This is a genomic window from Nitrobacter sp. TKz-YC01 (genome assembly GCF_047824785.1).
In the GTDB taxonomy this organism is placed as follows: Bacteria; Pseudomonadota; Alphaproteobacteria; order Rhizobiales; family Xanthobacteraceae; genus Nitrobacter.
Genome location: NZ_CP181167.1, coordinates 478,381 through 500,738, shown reverse-complemented (window position 1 = coordinate 500,738; position 22,358 = coordinate 478,381). Strand labels below are relative to the sequence as shown.

The following is a 22,358-nucleotide window of genomic DNA, read 5'->3' as shown; positions in this document are numbered from 1 at the left end:
GATAGGAGGCCAGCATGGATGGGCAAGCCTTACTCACTGGATCTTCGCAAGCGTGTTGTCGCTGCGATCGAGGGCGGAATGTCGCGCAATCGGGCCGCCAAGCAGTTTGGGGTCGCGATCAGCACGGCGATCGGCTGGATGCGGCGGGTCGAGGAGACCGGCAGCGTTGAGCCTGGCCAGATGGGCGGTCACAAGCCGAAGGCGATTGCGGGAGACCACGCAGTCTGGCTGTCGCGGCGGATCAGGGACGGCGATTTCACCATCCGCGGGCTTGTTGCCGAGCTTGCCGGTCGCGGTCTGAAGGTCGACTACCACTCGGTGTGGGACTTCGTGCATGCCGCGAAGCTCAGTTTCAAAAAAAACGTATGGCCCGCCCCGTCTGCAAGAGGATTTTACGGCATTCTGAACAGTCTGCGTCAACGTATACGGTCTCATGAGCAAGCCCATGGCCAAGATGGATATCCGCACGTTCAGAGCCCCATAAGCATGCCGGCAGCGAATGTGCCATTTTTTTGATCGGGATTTCCGAACGCCGTTCGACTGTCAGGCCATCTCTTCGATCCTTCCTGCAAACCCCGTTGGACTGCGCGAACTATGCGCAGCGCTGATCTCGTTAAACCACGGCTACCGGGTAACTGCGTTCAAAGCGCGCTTCCTTGCGCAAGATGGCCCAAGCTATCCGCGCCAGCTTGTTGGCTAAAGCCACCACTACGGCGTTACGGTGTACGCCCCGCTCGATCATTGCCTTCAGCCACCGCCCCAGTGGCGTATCGCTTTGTGACAGCGATGGCAAAGCCGCGCGAGCGCCGTGGATGAGTAGAGTGCGCAAATAAGTGTTGCCACGCTTGGATATCCCGAGCAGCCGAGCCTTACCTCCCGTGCTGGATTGTTTCGGAACCAACCCGAGCCAGGCGCCCAGGTCCCGGGCCTTGGCAAAATTACTTGCATCGCCAACCGCAGCGACCAGGGCCGTTGCGTTGAGCACGCCAACGCCAGGGATCGAAGTCAACCTGCAAGCTGCGGGATCATTGCGTGACAGTTTGACAAATTCGCCATTCAACGCCGCGATTTTCGCGTCGAGTTCTCTCCATTCGGTACGTAAATCGCCAGCTAACTGGCGTATACGCGGTGACAATGTTTGATCGCCATCGACAAGCATGCCATCCACGCCAAGCTCGAATTTCCGCCGGCCGGCCGGGAAGATCTCCCCGCGCTCCAGCAGGATCGCGCGTAGTTGATTGATGAGGTTGGTTCGTTCTGCCACGAGGCGCGAGCGCACACGATGCAGCGTTTGAATATCCAACTGCTCCTGGCTCTTGAGTTCGACGAACCGCATTGTCGGTCGTGAGGCAGCTTCGGCGATTCCTTCAGCATCGCGGTCGTCGTTTTTCTGAGCTTTAATATATGGACGGACGTATTCCGGTGACATCAACCGGATCTTATGACCTTGCGCGACAAACAGGCGGCCCAGGTGATGGGCGCCGCAGCATGCTTCCATCGCAACTACACAGGCCGGAAGTTTCGTCACATATTCGACCAGCGTTTGCCGGCGCATCGTTCGACGAACGACTACAGCACCGGTCGTGTCGACTCCAACAACGCTGCAAGAGTTCTTTCCCAGATCAACCCCGAGGATTGTTATAGACATTAGCTCATTCCTTTCCCGTTTTTGACACCAGCATCGTACTTGATGCCGGAGAAAGGGACGGGCCATTCCATAAGCGTGGCGGCTGGAGAGCGCGATCGACCCGCGGTCGCGCGGCGGCGAGCACAATGGACAAAGTATCAAGGTCGCGTCGAAGCTGAGCGGCTGGTTTTCATCGACGAGACCTGGACCAGGACGAGACCTGGACCAGGACCGATATGGCGTCCTTGCGGGGATGGGCGCCACGCGGGCGCAGACTTCACGCCAAGGTTCCCCACGGACGCTGGAAGACCATGACCTTCCTGGCGGCCCTGCGCCATAACCGGATCGATGCGCCATGGTTCATCGAAGGGCCGATCGATGGCGTGAGCTTTCGCGCCTATGTCGAGCAGGTTCTTCTGCCCGTCCTTCGACCCGGCGATATCGTCATCCTGGATAACCTTGGCAGCCACCGGAGCAAAGCAGTTCGTCAACTCATCCGTTCGGCCGGCGCCAAACTCTTCTTCCTGCCAAAATACTCGCCCGATCTGAACCCGATCGAACAGGTCTTTGCCAAGCTCAAGCACCTCATCCGAAAAGCCGCCGCGCGAACCGTCGATGCGGTCTGCGCCGCAATCGGCCACGCACTCAATGCCTTCACCTCCGAGGAATGTGCCAACTACCTCAAAAATTCAGGATATCGAACTTAATGCCATCACGCTCTAGCACACTGCAACCAAGACGGTGACTCCGACGGAACTGGAGCACATTGATCTTTGGCATTACGCATCCTCTAACCTACGCAGACGAGCGTTGACGCCATTGCTGATGCTGTCAGCAACTTCTGCAGGAAATGCTTTTGGGAGCGACGCGGTAACCTGTTCGACCGCTACCGGAGCCTGTGTACGCAGCTCATCGAAGATCGCGGTCACGAGTCCCGCACCAATGCCTACCTTGGCTGCGGTCTGGACAAAATGGCGGGGCATGACGCTGTCGACGACGTAGTGGCGGCTGTCACCGACCGCCATGGCCAGCTTCATCTTGTTACGCTTGATCTGGCCTGCGTCGAGACTGGGCTGCGCCGAGATCACGTCGTAGAGCGGGGTCATGCGGAAGCGACCGCCGGGAGAGAGAAAGACGCTGAAATTCTTGGCGTGACCATCTGTGGCGCCGAGCAGCCAGAAGGCAATTATGGCCTTCAGAAACGTCGTTTGATCTGCCTCCGGCTGGTCGCTTCCCTTCAGCAGATTGAGAATAGCTGGAACGCCGGGGCCGCCATCGGATTCGTATTTCAAGGTTGGCGGCACGGACAAAGCCTGGCAGCAATCCTCCTGGGGCAAACGCAGGAGACGGTTATCGCCGGTCCAGCGTCGGTCGAACCGCTCGACCACGAGCACGCGGTTACCGTCAAACTCCTCGATTGCGACGGCGGCACTTGGAAGTCCAAGAGCGGCTGTCAGCTTGAGGCAAAAGAACTCGTTCTCGACGCTGTAGGAAAGATCGATGCCGTTTGGCAGTCGGCCAATCTGCGGTTTAAAAATGTGCGTCGTGGCCGTAGTCGCCAGCGGCTTGTACCAACGCCCGCTCCAGAACAGCAGTGCGGTCTTTTCCTGGGCACCGGCGATCGAGATCCGAAAGTCCTCGTCCTCGCCAAGTCCAAGGGGAGCCGATGCAAGGTCGCCGAGAAGCCGGGCGATTCCCTTGTCGTCGATAGGTTTGCCGTCGACAGCGCCGGCGGCGCCGGGTTCGACGCCGTCCGGCAGGAATTGCAATGCGCCGACACAGTCCCGTCCGATAGCGGCGAGTAGGTCGTAAGCGTCGATACCCCGAGCTTGGACCCGTTCCGCCATGCGGCGGCGGATGGGTGTGCTGTCGGGCAGGAGATTGTCGAAGACGGCGATGACAGGCGCACCAATGTAGCGGTCCTCACGCAGAGGCAGGGAGAGCGAGACGGGTAGCGCATGCTCCCAGGCAAGCCAGGACGGATCGTACTGAAAATCGATTGCACCGCTGGATTGCCTGTTCAGCCGCCCAACGAGACGGCTGTTCAGGAAGACATTAAGCGGGACGTGCCGCCGCGGGCGCGCCATCAAAAAATGTCCTCGATCTCGGCCGGCTTTGCCTTCGTCCTGGGACGAATAACGAACTCTAGGTCGAGCGCAGCGAGAATGTCGCAAAGCGTTCCGAGCTGTGTCCCGGGCGCCCCATTCTCGACGGCCGAGACGGTTGCCTGCCGTAGCTTTGTCCTGTCGCCGATGCTGGTCTGGTTCAGGCCGAGCTTGCGGCGCTGCCTGCGGATGGCATCTCCGATTTGCTTGGGCGTTCGGGCGATTTGGTCCACGGCGCACCTCTCCAGGCACGCCTATATACGCTTGAGAGTGTAAATGTCAATATACGCTTCAGCGAATAAATATCTATATACGTCACACCGTATATCATACATAAATGCGCCTTAGCGTATAGCTCACTACGCTCACACCGGTCCGCGAGGTTCTCAATCCAGTACTCAGCGGCCATCGCTTCACCGATCCAAGGCGCCACCACGCCGGGAGGTCCACTGCAATACCACGAGATATAGTCACCCTGTTCACGTACCCAGGCGACAAGCGTGGCCGCTTCTCGAAAAGAGTAGGAAACAACGGCCCCATGCGATGCATGCCATCGAACGTTGGCGAGCGCCGACCAGAGATCGACGCCACATGCACCATCGGCTCTCACCGATTCTCCAACCGCGCGATCAATGGCGGCTTCAAATTCCTTGATCGGCCGCCTGGAGCGCTGGCTTGGAACACCTGTAAAATCGCTTTTATCGAAGAAAGGGAATGGCTGCCTCCATGGTTCTCGTCTTTTTAGTTCCGCTGAAGAGGTGATGAAACAACTAAATTAAAGCGTGAGTGGCTGCATCGACCCTTCGCCAACAGGCAGTTCTTTCAGTGAAATCGTAAAACCACCTGGTCGCATGCCATTCCGGCCTGCGAAACAAAGGAGTTATCGATATGCAGCCACCCGTCATTCCGCCGCGCTATCTTCGTATCCACGAGGCCGCAATGTTTCTTGGACTGTCGCCGCGAACACTTGAGAAGCATCGCACTTTATGGAACAGGCCCGATCTACCGCACGCTCGGCGGTCGGGTCGTCTATGCGATCGTCGATCTGCAACAATGGGCGGATTCGGGGACAGTGAGTTCAACATCCGATCCGAACGGCAAAACGGTCCGACCGGCCTCGCCACAACATCGGGTAACTTACCGGAAGGCCCAAGTACCGATCGGGCTCGCGGACACTCCGTCGAGAAGCATCCGCGACCTCGAGTCCGATGTCGGATTTCCTGCTAGCCAGTGTGACGCCTGAACTGCCAAGCGCCAAGCGCAGCGATGTCAACCCTGACCATCCACCTCATACACATTGTGCAACAAGCCGTTGCACTATTGCTGGAGCTATGGAGAAACTGTGTCCGTTCCTGCCTATCTGACCCTCGAAGAGGTCGTCGAGCGTTGCGGCTGACGTAGAGTCTAATCCCGAAAAATGGATACCGGTTCGCGTGAAGAAAACGCGACAAAACAAAATCATGGAACCTCGTCCCCATTCCATCGGAACGGAAATGGCTCCATATTACTGCCGAATGAGAATCAAAGGATTGGTGCTGTCGGGAACCAGCCGCCACTGCGCATTGTCATCGGCCTGGAAGTGCCAGGTCTCGCCGCTCGCCGACATCAGCAGGATCTCACCGTGATCGAGACGCCAGACCTCCGGCTTGAAGCCCGCGATCGCCGGGTCGCATTTGGGTTTTAGGAAGGCCTGGAAGTTGTCGGGCGGGACCTCGGTGTTGGTCAGCGTGATGCCGCAGATCGGTTGACCGTTGCTTCGGACGAAGGCCCAGTCGCCAATCATCTGGTCCATCGAGCGGGCGAGCGAGCGGGCCTCGGCGAGATTTTGCAGGATGTAGATGCCGTCATTTTCCCGACGGCCTTCGAGAATTCCGCTCTCGACTTCGGTGAAATCGATCACCGGTTCTCCGGTCGCAGTCTGCAAGCGCACGATATCGAGGCCCGCGACGGTCCAGGCCGCAATGTCCTTCGTGAACGGCAGCGACGCCGCACAGCCCGGCTCAAGGTCGAGCTTGAGACCCTGCGGCAACGTCTCGCCCTTGAGCGTCACCACGCAGGTCCTGCTGCGCTCGGTCGTGGACAGCTCCCACTGCCCGATCATGTTCTTTTTCAAGGCGGATGACTCCTGCGACAGGGCAGGTCCGCAGGACATCAGCATCGCGGCGGCGACCAGGGCGGCTCTCCGTCTCCGCCACACGGACGCGCCGCCATCGACTTTGTCCGGAAAGACAGGCGCGGCCATCATTTTTCCTTCCCGAGCGCGCTTTCATGCCAGCGCCGCAGCATCAGATGCGATACCGCCGCGAGGCACATATAAATGACAATGCCGGCCACGGAGAGCAACAGCAGCGCCGCGAACATGCGGGGAATGTTGAGCCGGTAGCCGGATTCCGCGATCCGGTAGGCAAGGCCCGAGCCGGCGCCGGCCGAACCGGCCGCGATTTCAGCAACCACCGCGCCGATCAGCGACAAGCCGCCGGCAATGCGCAATCCGCCGAGAATGTGCGGCAGGGCGGCCGGCAGTTTCAGATAACGCAGCGTCTGCATCCGCGACGCGCCATAAAGCTGGAACAGCCCGGCGAGATTGCGATCCACCGAATTGAGGCCGAGCGTGGTGTTCGACAGCACCGGAAAGAAGGCCACGATCCAGGCGCAAACGACAACCGCCGTCTGCTGCGGCAGGTAGATGAGAAGCAGCGGCGCAATCGCGATCACGGGCGTGACCTGCAGGATGATCGCATAGGGCAACAGCGCCTGCTCCAGCCATTTCGACTGGTTGAACAGCAGCGCGAGCGCTATGCCGCCGATGGCGGCGGCGGCGAAACCCTCGATCGTGGTCAGCAAGGTCGTCAGCAGGGAGTGCCACAGGATCGGCCAGTCCTGCACCAGCGTGGCCGCCACCAGGCCCGGGCTCGGCAGCACATAGGGCGGAATGTCCTTGAAGCGCACGAGCGCATCCCACGCGAAAACGCCGGCGCCCAGCACTGTGAGGGGCAGCAGCACACGCACCGCCGGCGCCAGCGAATCGCGCGTTACTGCTTCGCTGCCGGCCGGCGGCGACGGGGATGGTGATGTCATCGTCGCGCGCTTCCAGCGACGGCCCGAGACAGCGCGGCCGACACCTCGCGGCAATACGCGGCGTATTCCGCCGAGGTCCTGAAATCCTCGCTTCGCGGCTCGGCGGTGTCGATGGCGTATTCGGCGCAGATGCGGCCCGGACGCGGCGTCATCACGACGACACGTCGGGAGAGGTAGACCGACTCGAACACCGAATGGGTCACGAAGATGACGGTCTTGCGCAAGCTGCGCCACAGCGCGAGCAGATCGTTGTTGAGATGGAAGCGGGTGATCTCGTCAAGCGCCGCGAACGGCTCGTCCATCAGAAGAACATCCGGGTCGGTGACCAGCGCGCGGGCGAGCGAGGCCCGCATCTTCATTCCGCCGGAGAGTTGGCGGGGGTAGGCGGCCGCGAACTCCGCCAGCCCCACCTTCGCCAGCGCAACCTCGACCCGAGCGCCGATATCGGCACCCCTCGGGCGCGAAAGCCTCAGCGGCAACGCCACGTTGTCGCGCACGGTCGCCCACGGCATCAGCGTCGGCTCCTGAAACACGAAGCCGATGGAGCGCCCACCGCCGGCAAGCTGAACCCTGCCGGCCGTCGGCTCGCTCAATCCGGCGATGATCCGCAGCGCGGTTGATTTCCCGCAGCCGGACGGCCCCAGCAGCGACACGAAATCGCCCTTGCGGACGTTGAAATCTATGGGTCCCAGCGCGGTGATACCTTGGTCATAGCGTTTCGTAACGCCTTTCAGGCTCACCGCGTCGCCGGTGCGCAAGCCCCCGCCGGCTGGGGACGACGCTATTGCGTAATCGATCATCGGCCGCGGCTTCCATCACTTGATCTGCAAGTTCCCGGGCCGCAAATCGAGTCCCACGCCCTTGTTGACGAACTGCAGCGTATACGCCTTGCGATAATCGATGTCCCGGCGCACCACGCCGGCCCGCACCATCTGGTCGAACAGGCTCGCATAGCGCGCATCGGTCATGGCGCCGATGCCGTCGCGCAGGGAGTCACCCGAATCGACGATGCCGTGCTCTTTCATCTTCGCCACCGAATAGGCCAGCAGGTCGTCGGTCATTTCAGGATTGAGCTTCCTGATCATGGCGTTGCCGGCCGTGTTGTCGCCGTAGAGATAGGTGTACCAGCCGATGATCGAGGCGTCGACGAACCGCTGCACCAGATCCTGCCTGGTCTCGACCAGATTGCGGCGGGTCTCGATCAGCGTGGAGTACGGATTGAACCCGGCATCCGCGAGCAGGATCACGGTCGGCTTGAAGCCGGCCTGCTTCTCCACCGCGAACGGTTCGGATGTCACATAGCCCTGCATCGCACTTTTCTTGTCAGCAAGGAAGGGCTGGGCGTTGAACGTGTAAGGCTTGACCTTCCCAGCGCTGAATCCATACTCGGACTTGAGCCACTGGAAGTAGCTTGCGATGCCTTCCTTGGAAATGAACAGGTCAAGCGGCTTAAGATCCTCGATCTTCGCCACCTTGGATTCGGGGTGGGCGAGAAAGACCTGCGGGTCCTTCTGGAACATCGCCGCCACCGCCACGACCGGCACGTTGTTGGCGACCGCATCGAACGACTGCAGGGTGTTCGCGGTCATGAAGAAGTCGAGCTTGCCGGCAATCAGCAGAACCCGGTTATTCACATTCGGACCGCCCGGAACGATGGTCACGTCGAGACCGAATTTTCTGTAAGTGCCGTCGGCCAGCGCCTGAAAGAAACCGCCGTGCTCGCCCTCGGCGACCCAGTTGGTGCCAAAGGAGACCTTGTCCAGCGCGGGTTCGGCCGCGGCGAATGAGGCGACGCCAAGCGCAAGCCCGATTGCGGCGGTCAGTCTTCGCAGCGAAACGGCAAGGCTCATCCTTCGGCTCCTCGATCGTTCTGGCCCATGAAGCGGGCATTATGGCTTTGATTTGAACGCGCGCCTTTGATTTGAACGCGCGCCCTGGCGCGAAATGGTGTCCATGCCAACAGAAACAACGCTATAACCTGCATTCCCGTTCAATGAAACGCCGCGCGACATGATCCGGACGCCCCCCTTCGACTGGCTGGCCATCGACTGGCGCACCGTCGTACCCCAGACCGCCGCAAACTGGATAGCAGTGCTGCCGCTGGCGGCCACCGAGCAGCACGGGCCGCACCTGCCGCTCACCACCGACGTGCTGATCGCGGAGGCCTATCTTGCACGGGTCCGCGAATGGCTGCCGCAGGAGACCCCGGCGACCTTCCTGCCGGTGCAGCCGGTCGGCATTTCCACGGAGCACATGGATTTTCCGGGCACCCGGACGCTGTCCAACGAGGCGGCGCTCAAGGCCTGGACCTCGCTCGGCGGGGAGGTGGCGCGGCGCGGAATCAGAAAGATCGTCATGGTCTCCAGCCACGGCGGCAACAGCGCCGCGATGACAATGGTGGCGCAGGATTTGCGCGCGCGGCATCGGATGCTCGCCGTCACCACCGCATGGGCGCGCTTCGGCGTGCCCGACGGCCTGTTCGATGCGGCGGAGCTGCGCCATGGCGTTCACGGCGGCGCCATTGAGACCTCGATCATGCTGGCCTGCCATCCGGACCAGGTGCGCAGCGACCGCATCGCCGATTTCAGCCCCGCGAGCATTGCGATCGAGAATACCTATCGCTGGCTCGGCACGCAGCGGCCCGCGCCTTTCGCATGGCAGGCTCAGGACCTTCACCCCAGCGGCGCCGTCGGCGACGCGACGCAGGCCTCCGTGGAAAAAGGCGAGCGGCTGCTCGCGCACGGCGCCCGCGCGTTCTGCGAGTTGCTGGCGGACATGGCGAGGTTCGACCCGGCGGTGCTGACAGGCGGTCCGAGCGCCTGAGCCGCCGGCTGACGGCTCCTCTCACGACCGTTGCCGATTTCGCGCCGGGGAAGACATCCCGAAAAGTGGAAACCGGCTTTCGGAAAGGATCATGCTCAAACAAAATGATAAGCGACAGGTCTGATTGAACCAGAAGCGAAAAGAGTGCGCATGTGATGCCCCGCGCTTGTTCTTGTCCGGGCATCTTCTCTACAAGAAGCAAACCACGACGACATGGATGGCAGGGGTTTCCGCGAAGACACGCTTCGCGCCTGGCCCCGGCAATGACGGAAAATGTCATGCCTCGACGGATACCGCATGATCGGAATATGACCCCGCACGGGTGCGCCGGAGTTCTTCCGTTTCCGACGTTGCCGGGCAGACGCCCTGTCGCACCTCTGTCATAGCCGGATGGGATTTCTGGGCGGATGGCGTTGCCTCTGGATCACTTAGCGACTGGCGCAAATCAGGTGTCCCGCCAGGGAAGCGACGGCCGCGCCAGGCGAACCCTTGCGGATATGCGCCAGTCTGGCTGGAGCGTCCCGTGACAGGGATTCGGCCAAACAGGTCCAAGCAAATCCAGCCGGCGCAGGCGTTGAAGCGGGTGACATGCGCCCTCGCCGGCCTTGCGGCAAGCCTGCTGGCACAGAACGGGTTCGCGCAGGCGGCGGACTTTCCCGTGGTCAGGAAAGCGCGTCCCCTGACCGCCATCGACTGGTCGGGCTTTTATGTCGGCGGCCACGCCGGATTTGGGGGCGGCCGATCGGCCGCGACACTCTTCGATCCCGCTCCGGCCTCCGGCCGCCACGTGTTCGGGGGACTGATCGGCGGCATTCAGGCCGGCTACAATGTCCGGCTTCCGTCGGGGCTCCTGCTCGGCGCCGAAGCCGACGTCTCGTTCCCAAACGCTATCGAGTCCAATTCGTTCGTCTCAAAGCTCGCGACAGCGCGCTCCGGCATCACGCACCAATGGGATTTCATCGGAACGGCGCGCGCGCGGTTCGGCCATGCCGCGGGGCCCTGGCTTGCCTACGCCACCGGCGGCCTCGCCTTCACCGGCGACCGCTATCTGAACGATCTTCCCTCGGGCGATCAGGAGAAGAAGCTGGATGCCCGCTTCGGCTGGGTCGCCGGCGCGGGGGTTGAATACGCCTTCGCGCCGTACTGGAGCGCACGGCTTGAATATCTCCACTATCAATTCGAAGGAACGAGCGTTCAGTTTCCGTCGGCTGCGCAATACGCCGCGACCATGAATTTTCAATCGATCCGCGTCGGCCTCAACCGCAGGCTCGGCGGATCAGTGCCGGGCACGGGCCCCACCGCGGAGCCGCCAGCGGGCCTGGAATCCGACCGCTGGGAGGTTCACGGCCAGACCGTCTATCTCGGGCAGGGTTATCCGTCCTTCCGGGCGCCCTACAGCGGCCCCAACAGCCTGAGCCCGGCCGCGCAATATCAGGCGACCTGGAGCAACGCGCTGTTTCTGAACGCACGGCTCTGGGACGGCGGTGAGGTCTACTACAATCCCGAGTTGCTTCAGGGTTTCGGTCTCAGCGACACCGTCGGCGTCGCGGGATTTCCGAACGGCGAGGCGCAAAAATCCAACTTCCCCTATCCGCGCTACAATACCTCGCGGCTGTTCGTGCGCCAGACCTTCGGCTTCGGCGGCGAACAGGAAGACCTGACAAGCGATCCGTCGCAGATCGCAGGCAAGGCCGACGTCTCGCGCCTGACGCTGCAGGCCGGCAAGATGGCTGTGATCGACGTGTTCGACGGCAACGCCTATGCCAAGGACACCCGCGGCGATTTCATGAACTGGGCGCTGTGGGCTCCGGGCGCCTTCGACTATGCCGCCGACAGGCTCGGGCTGACCTACGGCGTCACCGCCGAACTCAATCAGAAACAATGGGCGCTGCGCGGCGGCTATTTTCTAATGAATTCGCAATCGAACGCCGACAGTTTCGACACCCACCTGTTCCGGCGCGGCGAGTATGTGCTGGAACTGGAGACACGCTTCTCTCTGTTCGGCCAGCCCGGCAGGCTCCGCTCCCTCGGCTGGATCAACAGCGCCTTTATGGGCAGCTATCGTGAAGCGCTGAACGATCCCGCCAATCTCGATATCCGGCGGACCCGCATGGGCCGGATCAAGTACGGCTACGCCATCAACGTCGAGCAGGCCGTCACCGACGACATCGGGCTGTTCGGCCGCTGGAGCTGGAATGACGGCAGGACCGAGATCATGGCGTTCACCGACATCGACGCCAGCCTCTCGCTCGGAACCTCGATCAAGGGAATACGCTGGGGCCGGCCGGACGATACGATCGGCATCGGCGGCGCGATCAACGCGCTCTCACGCGATCATCGCGACTTCATCGCCGCCGGCGGCCTCAGCGTTTTGATCGGCGACGGCCGGCTCAACTATCGCCGCGAGCGGATACTGGAAACGTACTATGCCTATGCGCTGAACAGGTGGGTCACCCTGACGGCGGACTACCAGTTCATCACGAACCCCGGCTACAATGCCGACCGGGGTCCCGTGCATGTGTTCTCCGGGCGGCTGCGCGGGGAGTTTTAAGAGCGTTTTCGAGCGAAGCGGGCACCGGTTCGCGTGAAGAAAACGCGTTAATCAAGATCTGAGAGCCTCGCTTCTGATTCCATCAGAAGCGGACATGATCTTCTCCGAAAACCGGTTTCCACTTTTCGGGATCATGCTCTAGGAACGCAAGACTCCGGCGCGGGTTAGGCATACGCGATCATGCAGAGTCTCCCTTTCGTTCCGCTCTCCGGCCGGCAGTGATCATGCCTTGAGGCGGACTGATTCCACGAATTCATAACGCTGATGACGTCATGGATATCGAGTTTCTGAAGCAACAGGCAGAACGCTGCCGCCGCCTCGCAAAGGGAACCGATCCCTTCACCGAAAAGCGCTTGCTCAAGCTTGCCGAGGAATACGAGGCGCGGATCAAGGAGCTTGATAGACGCAACCCTGTGTTTCGGCGTGGAATAAGGACCCTGTTTTCGGGGTAATCGGCATCCAATCGGGACCCCGGGGCAAGGGTCCACAGTGGCTTCCATCGAGTCATGGAAGCCGAGGTTGGAATGCTGGTGGTGGAGACGATTGCCAAGATCCGTCGCGCCTATTTTGTTGATGGTCGTCCGATCAAGGCGATTTGCCGAGAACTCGGCGTGTCGCGGAAGGTGGTTCGCAAGGTCATCCGTTCTCAATCGACGGAGTTTCGGTACGAGCGAGAGACACAGCCTCAGCCGAAGATGGGCCCTTGGAGTGCCGAGCTTGACCGGTTGCTGGTGGCAAACGAGAGCAAGGCGGCGCGAGAACGGCTGACGCTGATCCGGTTGTTCGAAGAGCTTCGCGGTCTGGGCTATGTCGGGGGCTACGATGCGGTTCGTCGATATGCGCGGCGCTGGAGCCAAGAGCGTGGCGCCTCGACCACCTCGGCCTATGTGCCACTGAGCTTTGCACCCGGGGAAGCCTACCAGTTTGACTGGAGCCACGAAGTGGTCCTGCTGAGCGGGGTCACGGTGATCGTGAAGGCGGCTCACGTCCGGCTCTGCCACAGTCGGATGCTGTTCGTGCGGGCCTATCCGCGCGAGACGCAGGAGATGGTGTTCGACGCCCATGACCGGGCGTTCGCACTGTTCAAGGGAGCCTGCAGGCGCGGCATCTACGACAATATGAAGACGGCGGTCGAGACGATCTTCGTCGGCAAGGGACGCCTTTACAATCGCCGCTTCCTGCAGATGTGCAGCCACTATCTGGTGGACCCGGTCGCCTGCACGCCAGCGTCGGGCTGGGAGAAGGGCCAGGTTGAGAACCAGGTCGGGCTGGTCCGCGAACGGTTCTTCACCCCGCGGCTGCGCTTCAAGACGCTGGATGAGCTGAACGCCTGGCTGCTCGATAAATGCATTGCTTACGCCAAAGCGCACCGACATCCGGAGTTCGCGGACCGAACCATCTGGGAAGTCTTCGAAGCTGAGCGACCAAGGCTCGTCCCCTATGCCGGTCGCTTCGACGGCTTCCATGCCGTGCCCGCCTCGATCTCCAAGACCTGCCTGGTGCGCTTCGACAACAACAAATACTCGGTGGCGGCGAGCGCCGTTGGGCGGCCTGTTGAAGTCCAGGCCTATGCGGACCGCATCGTAATCCGCCAAGACGGCCGGATCGTTGCCGAGCATCAACGATCATTTGGCCGCGGCGAGACGGTCTACGATCCCTGGCACTATGTGCCTGTCCTGATGCGCAAGCCCGGCGCCTTGCGCAACGGGGCGCCCTTTAAGGACTGGGTGCTGCCGGCTGCGATCGAGCGTGTGCGGCGAAAGCTTGCCGGCGCCGATGACGGCAATCGGCAGATGGTCGACATCCTCAACGCGGCGCTGACCGACGGTCTGCCAGCAGTTGAGGCCGCCTGCGCCGAAGCGGTCGCTCACGGCGTTCATTCCGCTGATGTCGTGCTCAACATCCTAGCTCGGCAACGTGAGCCGGCGCCACCAGCCAACATCATGACGCCGGCCGCACTGACGCTTCGCCATGCGCCGATCGCTGATTGTGCCCGCTACGACAACCTCCGGAGGACCAACTGATGGAACGAGCCCAAATCTTCGATCTCATGGGTGAGCTCAAGCTCTACGGAATGAAGGCCGCCTTCGACGAGATCATGGTGACCGCCATCAAGCGCCAGCATGAACCTCAGCGCATCGTCGGCGACTTGCTCACGGCCGAGATCAGCGAAAAGCAGGCGAGATCGATCAAGTACCAGCTCACCATCGCCAAGCTTCCTCTCGCCAAGGACATCGCTGACTTCCAGTTCGACGGCACGCCGATCAACCAGACACTTGTCAATGATCTCGCCGGCGGCGGCTTCATCGCCCAGCAACGCAACGTCGTGCTGGTCGGCGGTACCGGCACCGGCAAGACCCATCTGGCCATCGCCATCGCCAGGAGCTGCATCCGCTCCGGTGCCCGCGGGCGCTTTTACAACGTCGTCGACCTCGTCAACCGTCTCGAAAGCGAGACCCGCAACGGACGTCAGGGCCGGCTCGCCGAACATCTGACCCGGATGGACTTCATCGTTCTCGACGAACTGGGTTACCTACCGTTCGCTCAATCCGGCGGCCAGCTTCTGTTCCACCTCATCAGCCGGCTTTACGAGCGCACATCCGTCATCGTCACCACCAACCTCTCCTTCGGAGAGTGGCCCAGCGTGTTCGGCGATGCCAAGATGACCACTGCGCTGCTCGACCGGCTGACCCATCACTGTGACATCGTAGAGACCGGTAACGACAGCTGGAGATTCAAAAGCCGCGACGACGATCAAACAACCCGCGCTCGCACCGTCTCCGCAATCCCGGCCAGCTCCGACGCTGCGAGCGCTACCAGCAAAGCTCGCCGATCAAAGGGGGCCCTTTTGGACGCCGATGGAGGGTCCCGTTCCAACGCCGATTGACACGCAACCCATGACGCCCGTCATGGGAAGAGACGAGTCCTTCGGGTCGGGATCATGCTCAATTGCGTTTTCGAGCGAAGCGGAATCCGGTTCGCGTAAAGAAAACGCGTCAAAACATAAAGTTAGAGTCTTTCATTGTTTCCATGAAACAATGAAAGACTCTAACGGGACAGCACCATCGAGACCTGGACGTGGCCTTGTGTCCGCAGCACTTCAACCGACACGTCCTCGTCATGCCTGCGCAGACGCAGATCGACAGTGGATTCACCCAGATGCAGACGCCGCAGAATCATCTCGTTGAGAAACGCCGGGAGCCGCGGATTGCGCAGCCGGATCTCGCTTCTTGCGGGGTCGAATTCCAGCCCCAGCGCCGCTTCCAGCAGCGTAAACGGCGTTGCGCTCGCCCATGCCTGCGGCAGACAGGCGACGGGATAGAGCGTAGGCCCACGCCGCGGCTCACGCCGGAAGCCGCAGAACAGTTCCGGCAGCCGCCGCAGATCCATATAGGAAGCGGCGTCGAACAGCCCCTTGAAAACCTGCTCCACCGAGTGCTTGAGGTCATACCGCCCGAGCCCGAGCGCGATCAGCGCGTTGTCGTGCGGCCAGATCGAGCCGTTGTGATAGGACATCGGATTGTAACGCGCCTCCCCGATCGCCACGGTGCGGATTCCCCATCCGGTGAAGAACGCCGGCCGCATCAGATCGGCGGCGACCAGGCGCGCCCGATCTTCACGGACCATGCCGGTGAACAGCAATTGCCCGGCGTTCGACGTCCGCACTTCGCAGGGACGCTTTTTTCCGTCCAGCGCCAGCGCGTAGGTTCCCATATCCGGCAACCAGAATGTCTCCTCGAACCGGCACGCCAGACGCTCCGCGGCAAGCTCCAGTTCATCGGCCCGCTTGGTCAGGCCGAGCACGCGCGCGCACCGCGCCGCCGCCCGCTTGGCGGCGAAAACATAACCTTGCACCTCCGCGAGCGCGATATTCCCCTCCGCAAGCGTGCCGTCGGCATGAAAGATCGCGTCGAACGAGTCTTTCCAGCCTTGATTGGCAAGCCCCTGCTCGGATGCGCGCCGATACTCGACAAAGCCGTCACCATCCGGATCGCCGGGGCCATCGATCCAGCCGAGCGCGGCCTCGGTCGCCGGCCACAGCTCTTGCAGGATCGACTCGTCGCCCGTGCGTTCGACGTAGAGCCCCGCGAGCAACACGAACAGCGGCGTGGAATCGACGCTGCCGTAATATCGTTCGAAAGGTACTTCGCGCAGCGCCGCCATTTCACCGCCGCGCATTTCGTGAAGAATCTTTCCCGGCTCGGCATCCGAGAGAGGATCGACGGTTTTCGCCTGAAAGGCCGCAAGCCTCCGGAGAACGCCGCGCGCAATGCCAGGGTCGATCCACAACATCTGCAAGGCCGTGATGAGGCCGTCGCGCCCGAACGTGGTCGAGTACCAGGGGATCCCGGCATAGGGATAGCGGCCCTGCGGCGTCTGCGTCATCAAGATATTCAGATCGGCCATCGACTGACACAACACCTCGTTGAAGACGTCGTTCGAGGTTTCGATACTCGTCGTATGGGACCAGGCGCGCCGCATTTCACGGCGATGCGCCAGCAGGCTGCGATAGAACGCAATCGGCCTCTCCGTCTCCGGCTTGTTGCAGGACACGGTGAGAAAGATTTCGGTGGTCCGCTGCGGGGGAAGGTCGATCTGATAAACCGCGCTGTTGACCGTCAGCCGCGTCGGCCGCGGCGCGAAATGCAGGCGCGAGGTCCGAACGATGTCATCGAGGCCGGTGTAGGACAGAACGACGGTGGCAGGATCGGCCAGTTCGCTGGCGCCTGTCCCGCGGCGCTTGCGGCGCTCGCCCCGAACCTCGAACAGGTCGGCGAAGTCGTTGTCAAACCGGAGGGAGAGGGCGACGCTTGCGGTCTGCTCACCGTGATTCTGCAAGCCGATCCTCTGATACGCCGTTCCCCGCCAGAGAAAGGTCGTGCGCACGATATGGATCGTATCCTTATGAAATACGATCCGCTCGCCGTCATAGATATCGGGATTGGTGAGATCGACCGTGAGGCCGGAATTGTCGTTGCGCAGGTTGGAGCCGAGAAGAAGCGGCTGCATGTCGTTGAGCAGCAACTCCAGACGGGCGAGATATCGCGTGTCGGAATTGAACAGCCCGTCCGGTCCTCCCGCGGAAGCGCCGATATCACCATGGCTGTCCAGCACAACGAAGGTGTCATCGTGTTTCAGCGTGCGGCGCGGCCGCGCCGACGGTCCGGTCATCGGAATATAGAAAGGCGATTCCGATAGAACTTCGGACGGCGTGCTCGTCATCTGAGCCGCACGTTTTGTTGCCATCATCTGCCCCCTGCCGAATTCCTGATCATGCGGCTCCGTCCAGCGCCCGACGCCTGACGGAGATCAGGGTTCAAGCCGCGTGAACAGCGAGGCGGCTCATCTCCTTGGCGACGAGGTTTCGATAGTGTCCGTCCTTGCGCATCAGACAAGCGGGCTGGCCGTCTTCGATGATCCTGCCGTTCTTGAGCACGACCACGCGATCGAAATTGCGCAAGGTCGAAAGCCGGTGCGCGATCGCGATCACCGTACGGCCTCGCATCAAGCTGCCGAGCGCCTCGCGGACTGCCTCCTCGGATTCACTGTCCAACGCTGCGGTCGCCTCGTCAAGCAGCAAGATCGGCGTGTCCTTGAGGAACGCGCGCGCGATGGCGATGCGCTGGCGTTGACCTCCGGAAAGTTTCACGCCGCGGTTGCCGACCATGGTCGCGAATCCTTCGGGGAGCTTGTCGACGAAATCACACCGCGCGGCGCTGGCTGCGCGCAGCACCTCGCCATCGGTCGCCGTCGGACGACCGTAACGGATGTTCTCCAGAATGCTCCTGTGAAACAGTGAAATGTCCTGCGGCACCACGGATATGGCCTCGCGCAGGCTGTGCTGCGTCACGCGCGAGATATCCTGACTGTCGATGGTCACGCTGCCGCGCTCCGCATCGTAGAACCGCTGCAACAGGACGAACAGCGTCGACTTGCCGCCGCCGGACTCCCCGACCAGCCCGACCCGCTGCCCCGGTTGAATCCTGAGATTGAAGCGCTCGAAAACCGATCGGCCGCCCGGGTATCGAAACGAGACATTGTTGAAAGCGATGGCCGCGCCGTTCTTGCGCAACGGCTTGGCTTCGGGATGATCGGTCAACTCGTGCGGGACCAGCAGCGTCGCGACCGCTTCCGACAGCCGCGCCACGTGCTGGGTGATGTCCACGAGCGCGACAGCGAGATCTCTGGTGGCGTGCAGGATCGACAGGCCGAGCGTGCAGACCAGCACGACCTCCCCGGTGGTGACGCTGCCGCGTTGCCACAGCGTAATGGCCCACGCCAGCAGCGAAATGGTCAGCACGATGGTGACGACGGCATGAGCGATCCTGAGCTTCTCCAGATAACGAAGACTGCGTCCGCGCGCGCTCATTTCGCGGCCGACCGTGGCATTGAACCTGTCCAGCTCATGGTCGGTGCCGCAGAACGCCCTGACCAGCGGCATGTTGTTGACGACATCGACCATCTCGCCGTCAACCCGCGCAGCCTTGTCGGCGTAGTCGTCATGCAGGGTCTTCCCCCCGGCAGCCACTCCGAACATGACGGCGACCATGAAGACGGCGACGAGCGCCAGACCAGCCGCCATCGGAAGGCTGACCGTTCCGATCAGCGCAATCGCAACCACCGTCGCGATGCAGGGCGGCAGCACGTTCCAGACCAGCATGTTCTCGACGGTGTGGACCGCGTTCGAGGTCGCCGTGATGCGGCCCGTCAACATCCCCGGCATCCGTCCAGCGAAATAGCTTGGCGCATGACCTGTCAGATGCCTGAAGATATCGCGGCGCAGGTCGCCCGTGACGCCGACGAATGTGAAGCTCGCGACCCAGCTCGCGACGCGCCAGAGCAAGTTGTCGGCAGCGATCAGCGTCACGAGAAAGATGAACGCCAGCCATACCGCACCGCTATGCCCGGGCCCGCGCGTCAGCGCATCAACCAGCGATTTGACGCCGTACTGCGTCCCGACTGAACACATCACCGCCGCGACGACGCATAGAAGGATCGCAATGTGCGACGCCGATCGCCGGCGGCAGTAACGCATCACGAATGCAAAGGGCCGACTGGCGTATCCCGAGAAATCGTCCATGCATCCCCACCGTGCTGTGAAGTTGACCAGAGTAAAGAGCAAAGGCGTCTTCTCGGAAGAGGGCGTTCGACAATGCCGCACAAGCCCCTCAGAAAAGCCGTCAATGCGCACAAACTTCGTTGCAAAGCCTGCATAGGTTGTCTGCCGGGGAGTGATGGCATCAGCAAGACGACAATGTGGAAGAAGTCGCGCGGAACAAAGGAACCTCTCAAATCCGAGAACGTTCCTTTGTCCCGAAAACCCTGAAGCCTCCACTCGCCGACGAGACATGAACAATGACAGGAGACTGATAGATGCGCATCGCGCAGGTTGCTCCGTTGACGGAAGCTGTTCCTCCGAAGCTGTATGGCGGCACTGAACGAGTGGTGCACTGGCTGACGGAAGAATTCGTTGCCCTCGGCCACGACGTAACTCTTTTTGCCAGCGGCGATTCTCTTACGTCGGCCCGACTTGATGCGACCTGGCCGAGAGCCTTACGACTAGATGGCGCCGTGCGCGATCCAAACGCACTGCACATGGTGATGCTGGAACGGGTCCGCCGGAAATGTGACGATGAAGAGTTCGACTTTCTCCACTTTCACCTCGACTACTACCCCTTCTCACTGTTTTCGAGACAACCGACACCCTTCCTCACCACGCTGCACGGCCGCCTCGATCTCCCGGAGCTTCAGCCGGTCTTCAACGCATTTTCTTCAATTCCATTGATCTCAATCTCGAACGCACAACGCCGCCCAGCGCCGCAAGCCCGCTGGCTCCGTACGGTGTATCACGGGCTCCCGGAGAAGCTGTTGACGCCCCGCCCGGTCAAGCCGAGCTACCTCGCGGTTCTGGGCCGCATCGCTCCGGAGAAAGGCGTCGACCGCGCCATCAGGATCGCGCTTCGGTGCGGCATCCCGCTCAAGATCGCCGCGAAAGTTGATCGCGCCGACCAGGAATATTATGATGAATACATCCGTCCGATGATGGACCACCCGCTGGTGGAGTATATCGGCGAGATCAGCGACCACGAGAAGCCGGACTTCCTCAGCGGCGCCATCGGACTGCTGGCGCCGATCGCCTGGCCTGAACCGTTCGGGCTGGTCATGATCGAGGCGATGGCGTGCGGCACCCCCGTCATCGCCTACAATCGCGGCTCCGTCGCCGAGATCATTACGGATGGACAAACGGGCTTTATCGTCGAAGACGAGATCAGCGCGGTGGCCGCCGTCCACAGCCTGACGACGCTCGATCGCGGAACCATCAGGGCGGAGTTCGAGGCGCGCTTCACGGCGCGGCGCATGGCGCTTGATTATCTCGATTCCTATCGCGACCTGATCGAGGCGACGGCGCCGCGGATCAAGCTGGTCAGCAACGCCATTTAGGACCTTTTCGCTTCTGATGGAATCAGAAGCGAAATTCTCGGCGGAGCATTCATGCTGCGGTCCCTATCCAGGGGCCGCAGGAATGTGGCTGCATCAGACCAGCGACAGCTTGCGATCGATGACAAGCAGCACGCGGTCGAGTTCGTGGCCGCGCCTCAGAATAAGGCCGCTCGCCGAGATCACGCTATAAGCGCCTTGCTTGCGCGCCAGTCGCGGATCTTTCTCGATACGATAAATCGGAACTTCGGAAGCGCGGCGGAAGACCGAGAACACCGCGCGATCCCTGAGAAAGTCGATGGCATAATCGCGCCAATCCCCATCGGCGACCATCCGTCCATAAAGATTGAGGATACGATTGAGTTCGAGACGGTTGAACGTCACCCTGCCTGGAGCGGGAACGGGCGCGGGGCCGCGTTCCGTCACGCGGCTCCCGACTGAATCAAGGTCGTCCGGCAACGAACTCATCGGCGCCTCCTGTCGGGTCGGATGACATCATCGCCCCGGCCGCGACTTGCCGCAAGAGGCTCGGCTTCCCGGTCCCGAAGCGGCGCAGCAATCAACTCATCCCTTCATTCCTTGCCTTCATTCCTTGCGCCACTTCCACTCCCCAATAACAAGAACGTCAGGCGAAATCATAATGCAGCCCAAATTCCGTCAAGCAACCGCCCCGCTGAGCTGCGAAAGAACATTCTCTGCGATGGCCCGATTCTTTTGGAACCGGTTCCTCAGCCCCCAGCCCCCCGGGGCCATCAGGATCGGGCCTATTCGCAGAGATCAATTTTGGATTTGCAGAAAGCTCGGACCCGGTGCCGGGCTTTTCTTTTTGAGCACCCTGAAGGCAGGCCATTCATCGCGCGGGATTCGCGTCGCGGAAAACGCCAATCAAATATCAATGCAGCAGGGTGTAGGCCGCGCCAAGCATCCGGCCGGGCCTTTCGCGATTGCCATCCTGAACATAGACCACCGCGGCATCGACGCCATGATGGGCGATATTCTCAATCGGCACCGCCCAGGTGCCCGCCTTGCCCGTCCAGTCGCCGACCTTGAGCCAGCTCCGAACGACATTATGGTAGGTCACTTTGCGGCCGCTGTTCTCTCCACGCCCGATCGCAATCGGGACCGCCTTGGAGATCGCACAGACCCAGATTTCGCCGCGATCCGAAAGATGCTTGCCGTTGGCGGATGCGACCGACACGTTGAGCTGCCGACCCGACACCGACATCGAAACCGGCACCGACATCACCTCCTGGCTTTGTCGCGTATCGCGAACCGCCCTTTCGATCGCGCCGCGATCATTGCCGATCACATGGGCCGATCCATTGACGATCACCTGCGGCGTGTAGACATCGCGATCGCCCCGCATCTGCGAATAGGCCTTCTGGCGCGCCGTGAAGCGATTGTCCGCGAGCGTATCCTTCCAGCCGAGATAATCCCAGTAATCGATCGGCATGCTGATCGCGACGATCGACGGGTCCTTGGAAAGATCACCCAGAATTTCATCGGCGGCCGGACATGAGGAGCAGCCCTGCGACGTGAACAGTTCAACCACCGCGCGCGGCTCCGCCAAGGCTGGACGAGTGATCGCGACAACCGCGCAAACGCCAAGCGCTCCGGACAGTCGTGCCAAACCACCACGAGACATCATCAAGATCACCAAAACCGCGGCACGGCAGGGGCCGGCGGCATGAAGGAAAAGACGCTTTAAGAATGCGAGAAGCCGGCATTTTGATAG

At 61.5% G+C, this 22,358-nt stretch carries 16 protein-coding genes and 4 pseudogenes; 9 read left to right on the top strand and 11 right to left on the bottom strand.

The window, feature by feature from the left end; all coding sequences use genetic code 11:
- Positions 1-18 precede the first annotated feature (18 nt).
- Positions 19-360 (top strand): annotated as a pseudogene (locus tag ACMYR2_RS02345) (IS630 transposase-related protein); the annotation flags it as partial.
- A gap of 253 nt (positions 361-613) precedes the next feature.
- On the opposite strand, the gene ACMYR2_RS02340 reads toward ACMYR2_RS02345, so the two are convergent.
- Positions 614-1,636 carry an IS110 family transposase gene (locus ACMYR2_RS02340; protein ID WP_414648987.1) on the bottom strand — a complete coding sequence of 341 codons (1,023 nt, stop codon included), beginning with the start codon at positions 1,634-1,636 and terminating at the stop codon, positions 614-616.
- Positions 1,637-1,729: 93 nt separating this feature from the next.
- On the opposite strand from ACMYR2_RS02340, the pseudogene ACMYR2_RS02335 reads away from it, so the two are divergent.
- Positions 1,730-2,334 (top strand): annotated as a pseudogene (locus ACMYR2_RS02335) (IS630 family transposase); the annotation flags it as partial.
- 72 nt (positions 2,335-2,406) lie between these two features.
- On the opposite strand, the gene ACMYR2_RS02330 reads toward ACMYR2_RS02335, so the two are convergent.
- Together ACMYR2_RS02330 and ACMYR2_RS02325 are read right to left on the bottom strand one after the other, a co-directional pair.
- The gene (locus ACMYR2_RS02330) at positions 2,407-3,714 is read right to left on the bottom strand and encodes a type II toxin-antitoxin system HipA family toxin (protein ID WP_347264881.1); all 1,308 of its coding nucleotides are present in this window, start codon (positions 3,712-3,714) and stop codon (positions 2,407-2,409) included.
- A complete protein-coding gene (locus ACMYR2_RS02325; RefSeq protein ID WP_347264880.1) occupies positions 3,714-3,965 on the bottom strand; it encodes a helix-turn-helix domain-containing protein in 252 nt (83 codons plus the stop codon). Before ACMYR2_RS02325 ends, ACMYR2_RS02330 begins: the two co-directional genes overlap by 1 nt.
- 655 nt (positions 3,966-4,620) lie before the next feature.
- On the opposite strand from ACMYR2_RS02325, the pseudogene ACMYR2_RS02320 reads away from it, so the two are divergent.
- Positions 4,621-4,858: pseudogene (locus ACMYR2_RS02320) on the top strand (helix-turn-helix transcriptional regulator); the annotation flags it as partial.
- Positions 4,859-5,236: 378 nt separating this feature from the next.
- On the opposite strand, the gene ACMYR2_RS02315 reads toward ACMYR2_RS02320, so the two are convergent.
- Genes ACMYR2_RS02315 through ACMYR2_RS02300 form a run of 4 tightly spaced genes read right to left on the bottom strand, consistent with a single transcriptional unit; the run spans position 5,237 to position 8,660 of the window.
- Positions 5,237-5,977, bottom strand: coding sequence for an AprI/Inh family metalloprotease inhibitor (locus ACMYR2_RS02315; protein WP_347264879.1), 741 nt, complete (start codon positions 5,975-5,977; stop codon positions 5,237-5,239).
- Positions 5,974-6,810 (bottom strand): ABC transporter permease, encoded by an 837-nt coding sequence (locus tag ACMYR2_RS02310; protein WP_416193612.1) that lies wholly within the window; start codon positions 6,808-6,810, stop codon positions 5,974-5,976. The genes ACMYR2_RS02315 and ACMYR2_RS02310 overlap by 4 nt, the downstream gene beginning before the upstream one ends.
- A complete protein-coding gene (locus tag ACMYR2_RS02305; protein ID WP_347264877.1) occupies positions 6,807-7,610 on the bottom strand; it encodes an ABC transporter ATP-binding protein in 804 nt (267 codons plus the stop codon). Before ACMYR2_RS02305 ends, ACMYR2_RS02310 begins: the two co-directional genes overlap by 4 nt.
- Before the next feature lie 15 nt (positions 7,611-7,625).
- Positions 7,626-8,660 (bottom strand): ABC transporter substrate-binding protein, encoded by a 1,035-nt coding sequence (locus tag ACMYR2_RS02300; RefSeq protein ID WP_347264876.1) that lies wholly within the window; start codon positions 8,658-8,660, stop codon positions 7,626-7,628.
- A 160-nt stretch (positions 8,661-8,820) separates the two neighbouring features.
- On the opposite strand from ACMYR2_RS02300, the gene ACMYR2_RS02295 reads away from it, so the two are divergent.
- The 5 genes and pseudogenes from ACMYR2_RS02295 (at position 8,821) to istB (ending at position 15,071) form a co-directional block, all read left to right on the top strand.
- Complete coding sequence (locus ACMYR2_RS02295) at positions 8,821-9,633, top strand: creatininase family protein (RefSeq protein ID WP_347264875.1); 813 nt, start codon at positions 8,821-8,823, stop codon at positions 9,631-9,633.
- Between the two features lie 583 nt (positions 9,634-10,216).
- On the top strand, positions 10,217-12,184 hold the full coding sequence (locus ACMYR2_RS02290) for a carbohydrate porin (RefSeq protein ID WP_347264882.1): 1,968 nt from the start codon (positions 10,217-10,219) through the stop codon (positions 12,182-12,184).
- A 272-nt stretch (positions 12,185-12,456) separates the two neighbouring features.
- A complete protein-coding gene (locus tag ACMYR2_RS02285; RefSeq protein WP_416193611.1) occupies positions 12,457-12,636 on the top strand; it encodes a hypothetical protein in 180 nt (59 codons plus the stop codon).
- Between the two features lie 72 nt (positions 12,637-12,708).
- A pseudogene (gene istA / locus ACMYR2_RS02280) lies at positions 12,709-14,242 on the top strand (IS21 family transposase).
- Positions 14,208-15,071, top strand: coding sequence for an IS21-like element helper ATPase IstB (gene istB, locus ACMYR2_RS02275; protein WP_416192932.1), 864 nt, complete (start codon positions 14,208-14,210; stop codon positions 15,069-15,071). The pseudogene istA and the gene istB overlap by 35 nt, the downstream one beginning before the upstream one ends.
- A 161-nt stretch (positions 15,072-15,232) precedes the next feature.
- Here the strand turns inward: istB and ACMYR2_RS02270 are convergent, their stop codons facing one another.
- Positions 15,233-17,434, bottom strand: a complete 2,202-nt coding sequence (locus ACMYR2_RS02270; protein WP_347263393.1) for an amylo-alpha-1,6-glucosidase — start codon at positions 17,432-17,434, stop codon at positions 15,233-15,235.
- 67 nt (positions 17,435-17,501) lie between these two features.
- Positions 17,502-19,265, bottom strand: a complete 1,764-nt coding sequence (locus ACMYR2_RS02265; RefSeq protein ID WP_347263392.1) for an ABC transporter ATP-binding protein — start codon at positions 19,263-19,265, stop codon at positions 17,502-17,504.
- Positions 19,266-19,558: 293 nt separating this feature from the next.
- Here ACMYR2_RS02265 and ACMYR2_RS02260 point away from each other — a divergent pair, with 293 nt between their 5' ends.
- Positions 19,559-20,626 (top strand): glycosyltransferase family 4 protein, encoded by a 1,068-nt coding sequence (locus ACMYR2_RS02260; protein WP_347263391.1) that lies wholly within the window; start codon positions 19,559-19,561, stop codon positions 20,624-20,626.
- A gap of 93 nt (positions 20,627-20,719) precedes the next feature.
- On the opposite strand, the gene ACMYR2_RS02255 is transcribed toward ACMYR2_RS02260, so the two are convergent.
- On the bottom strand, positions 20,720-21,091 hold the full coding sequence (locus ACMYR2_RS02255; RefSeq protein ID WP_347263390.1) for a DUF2794 domain-containing protein: 372 nt from the start codon (positions 21,089-21,091) through the stop codon (positions 20,720-20,722).
- 424 nt (positions 21,092-21,515) lie between these two features.
- Entirely contained in the window at positions 21,516-22,271 is a 756-nt protein-coding gene (locus ACMYR2_RS02250; protein WP_347263389.1) for a DUF1223 domain-containing protein, read from the bottom strand.
- Positions 22,272-22,358 lie beyond the last annotated feature (87 nt).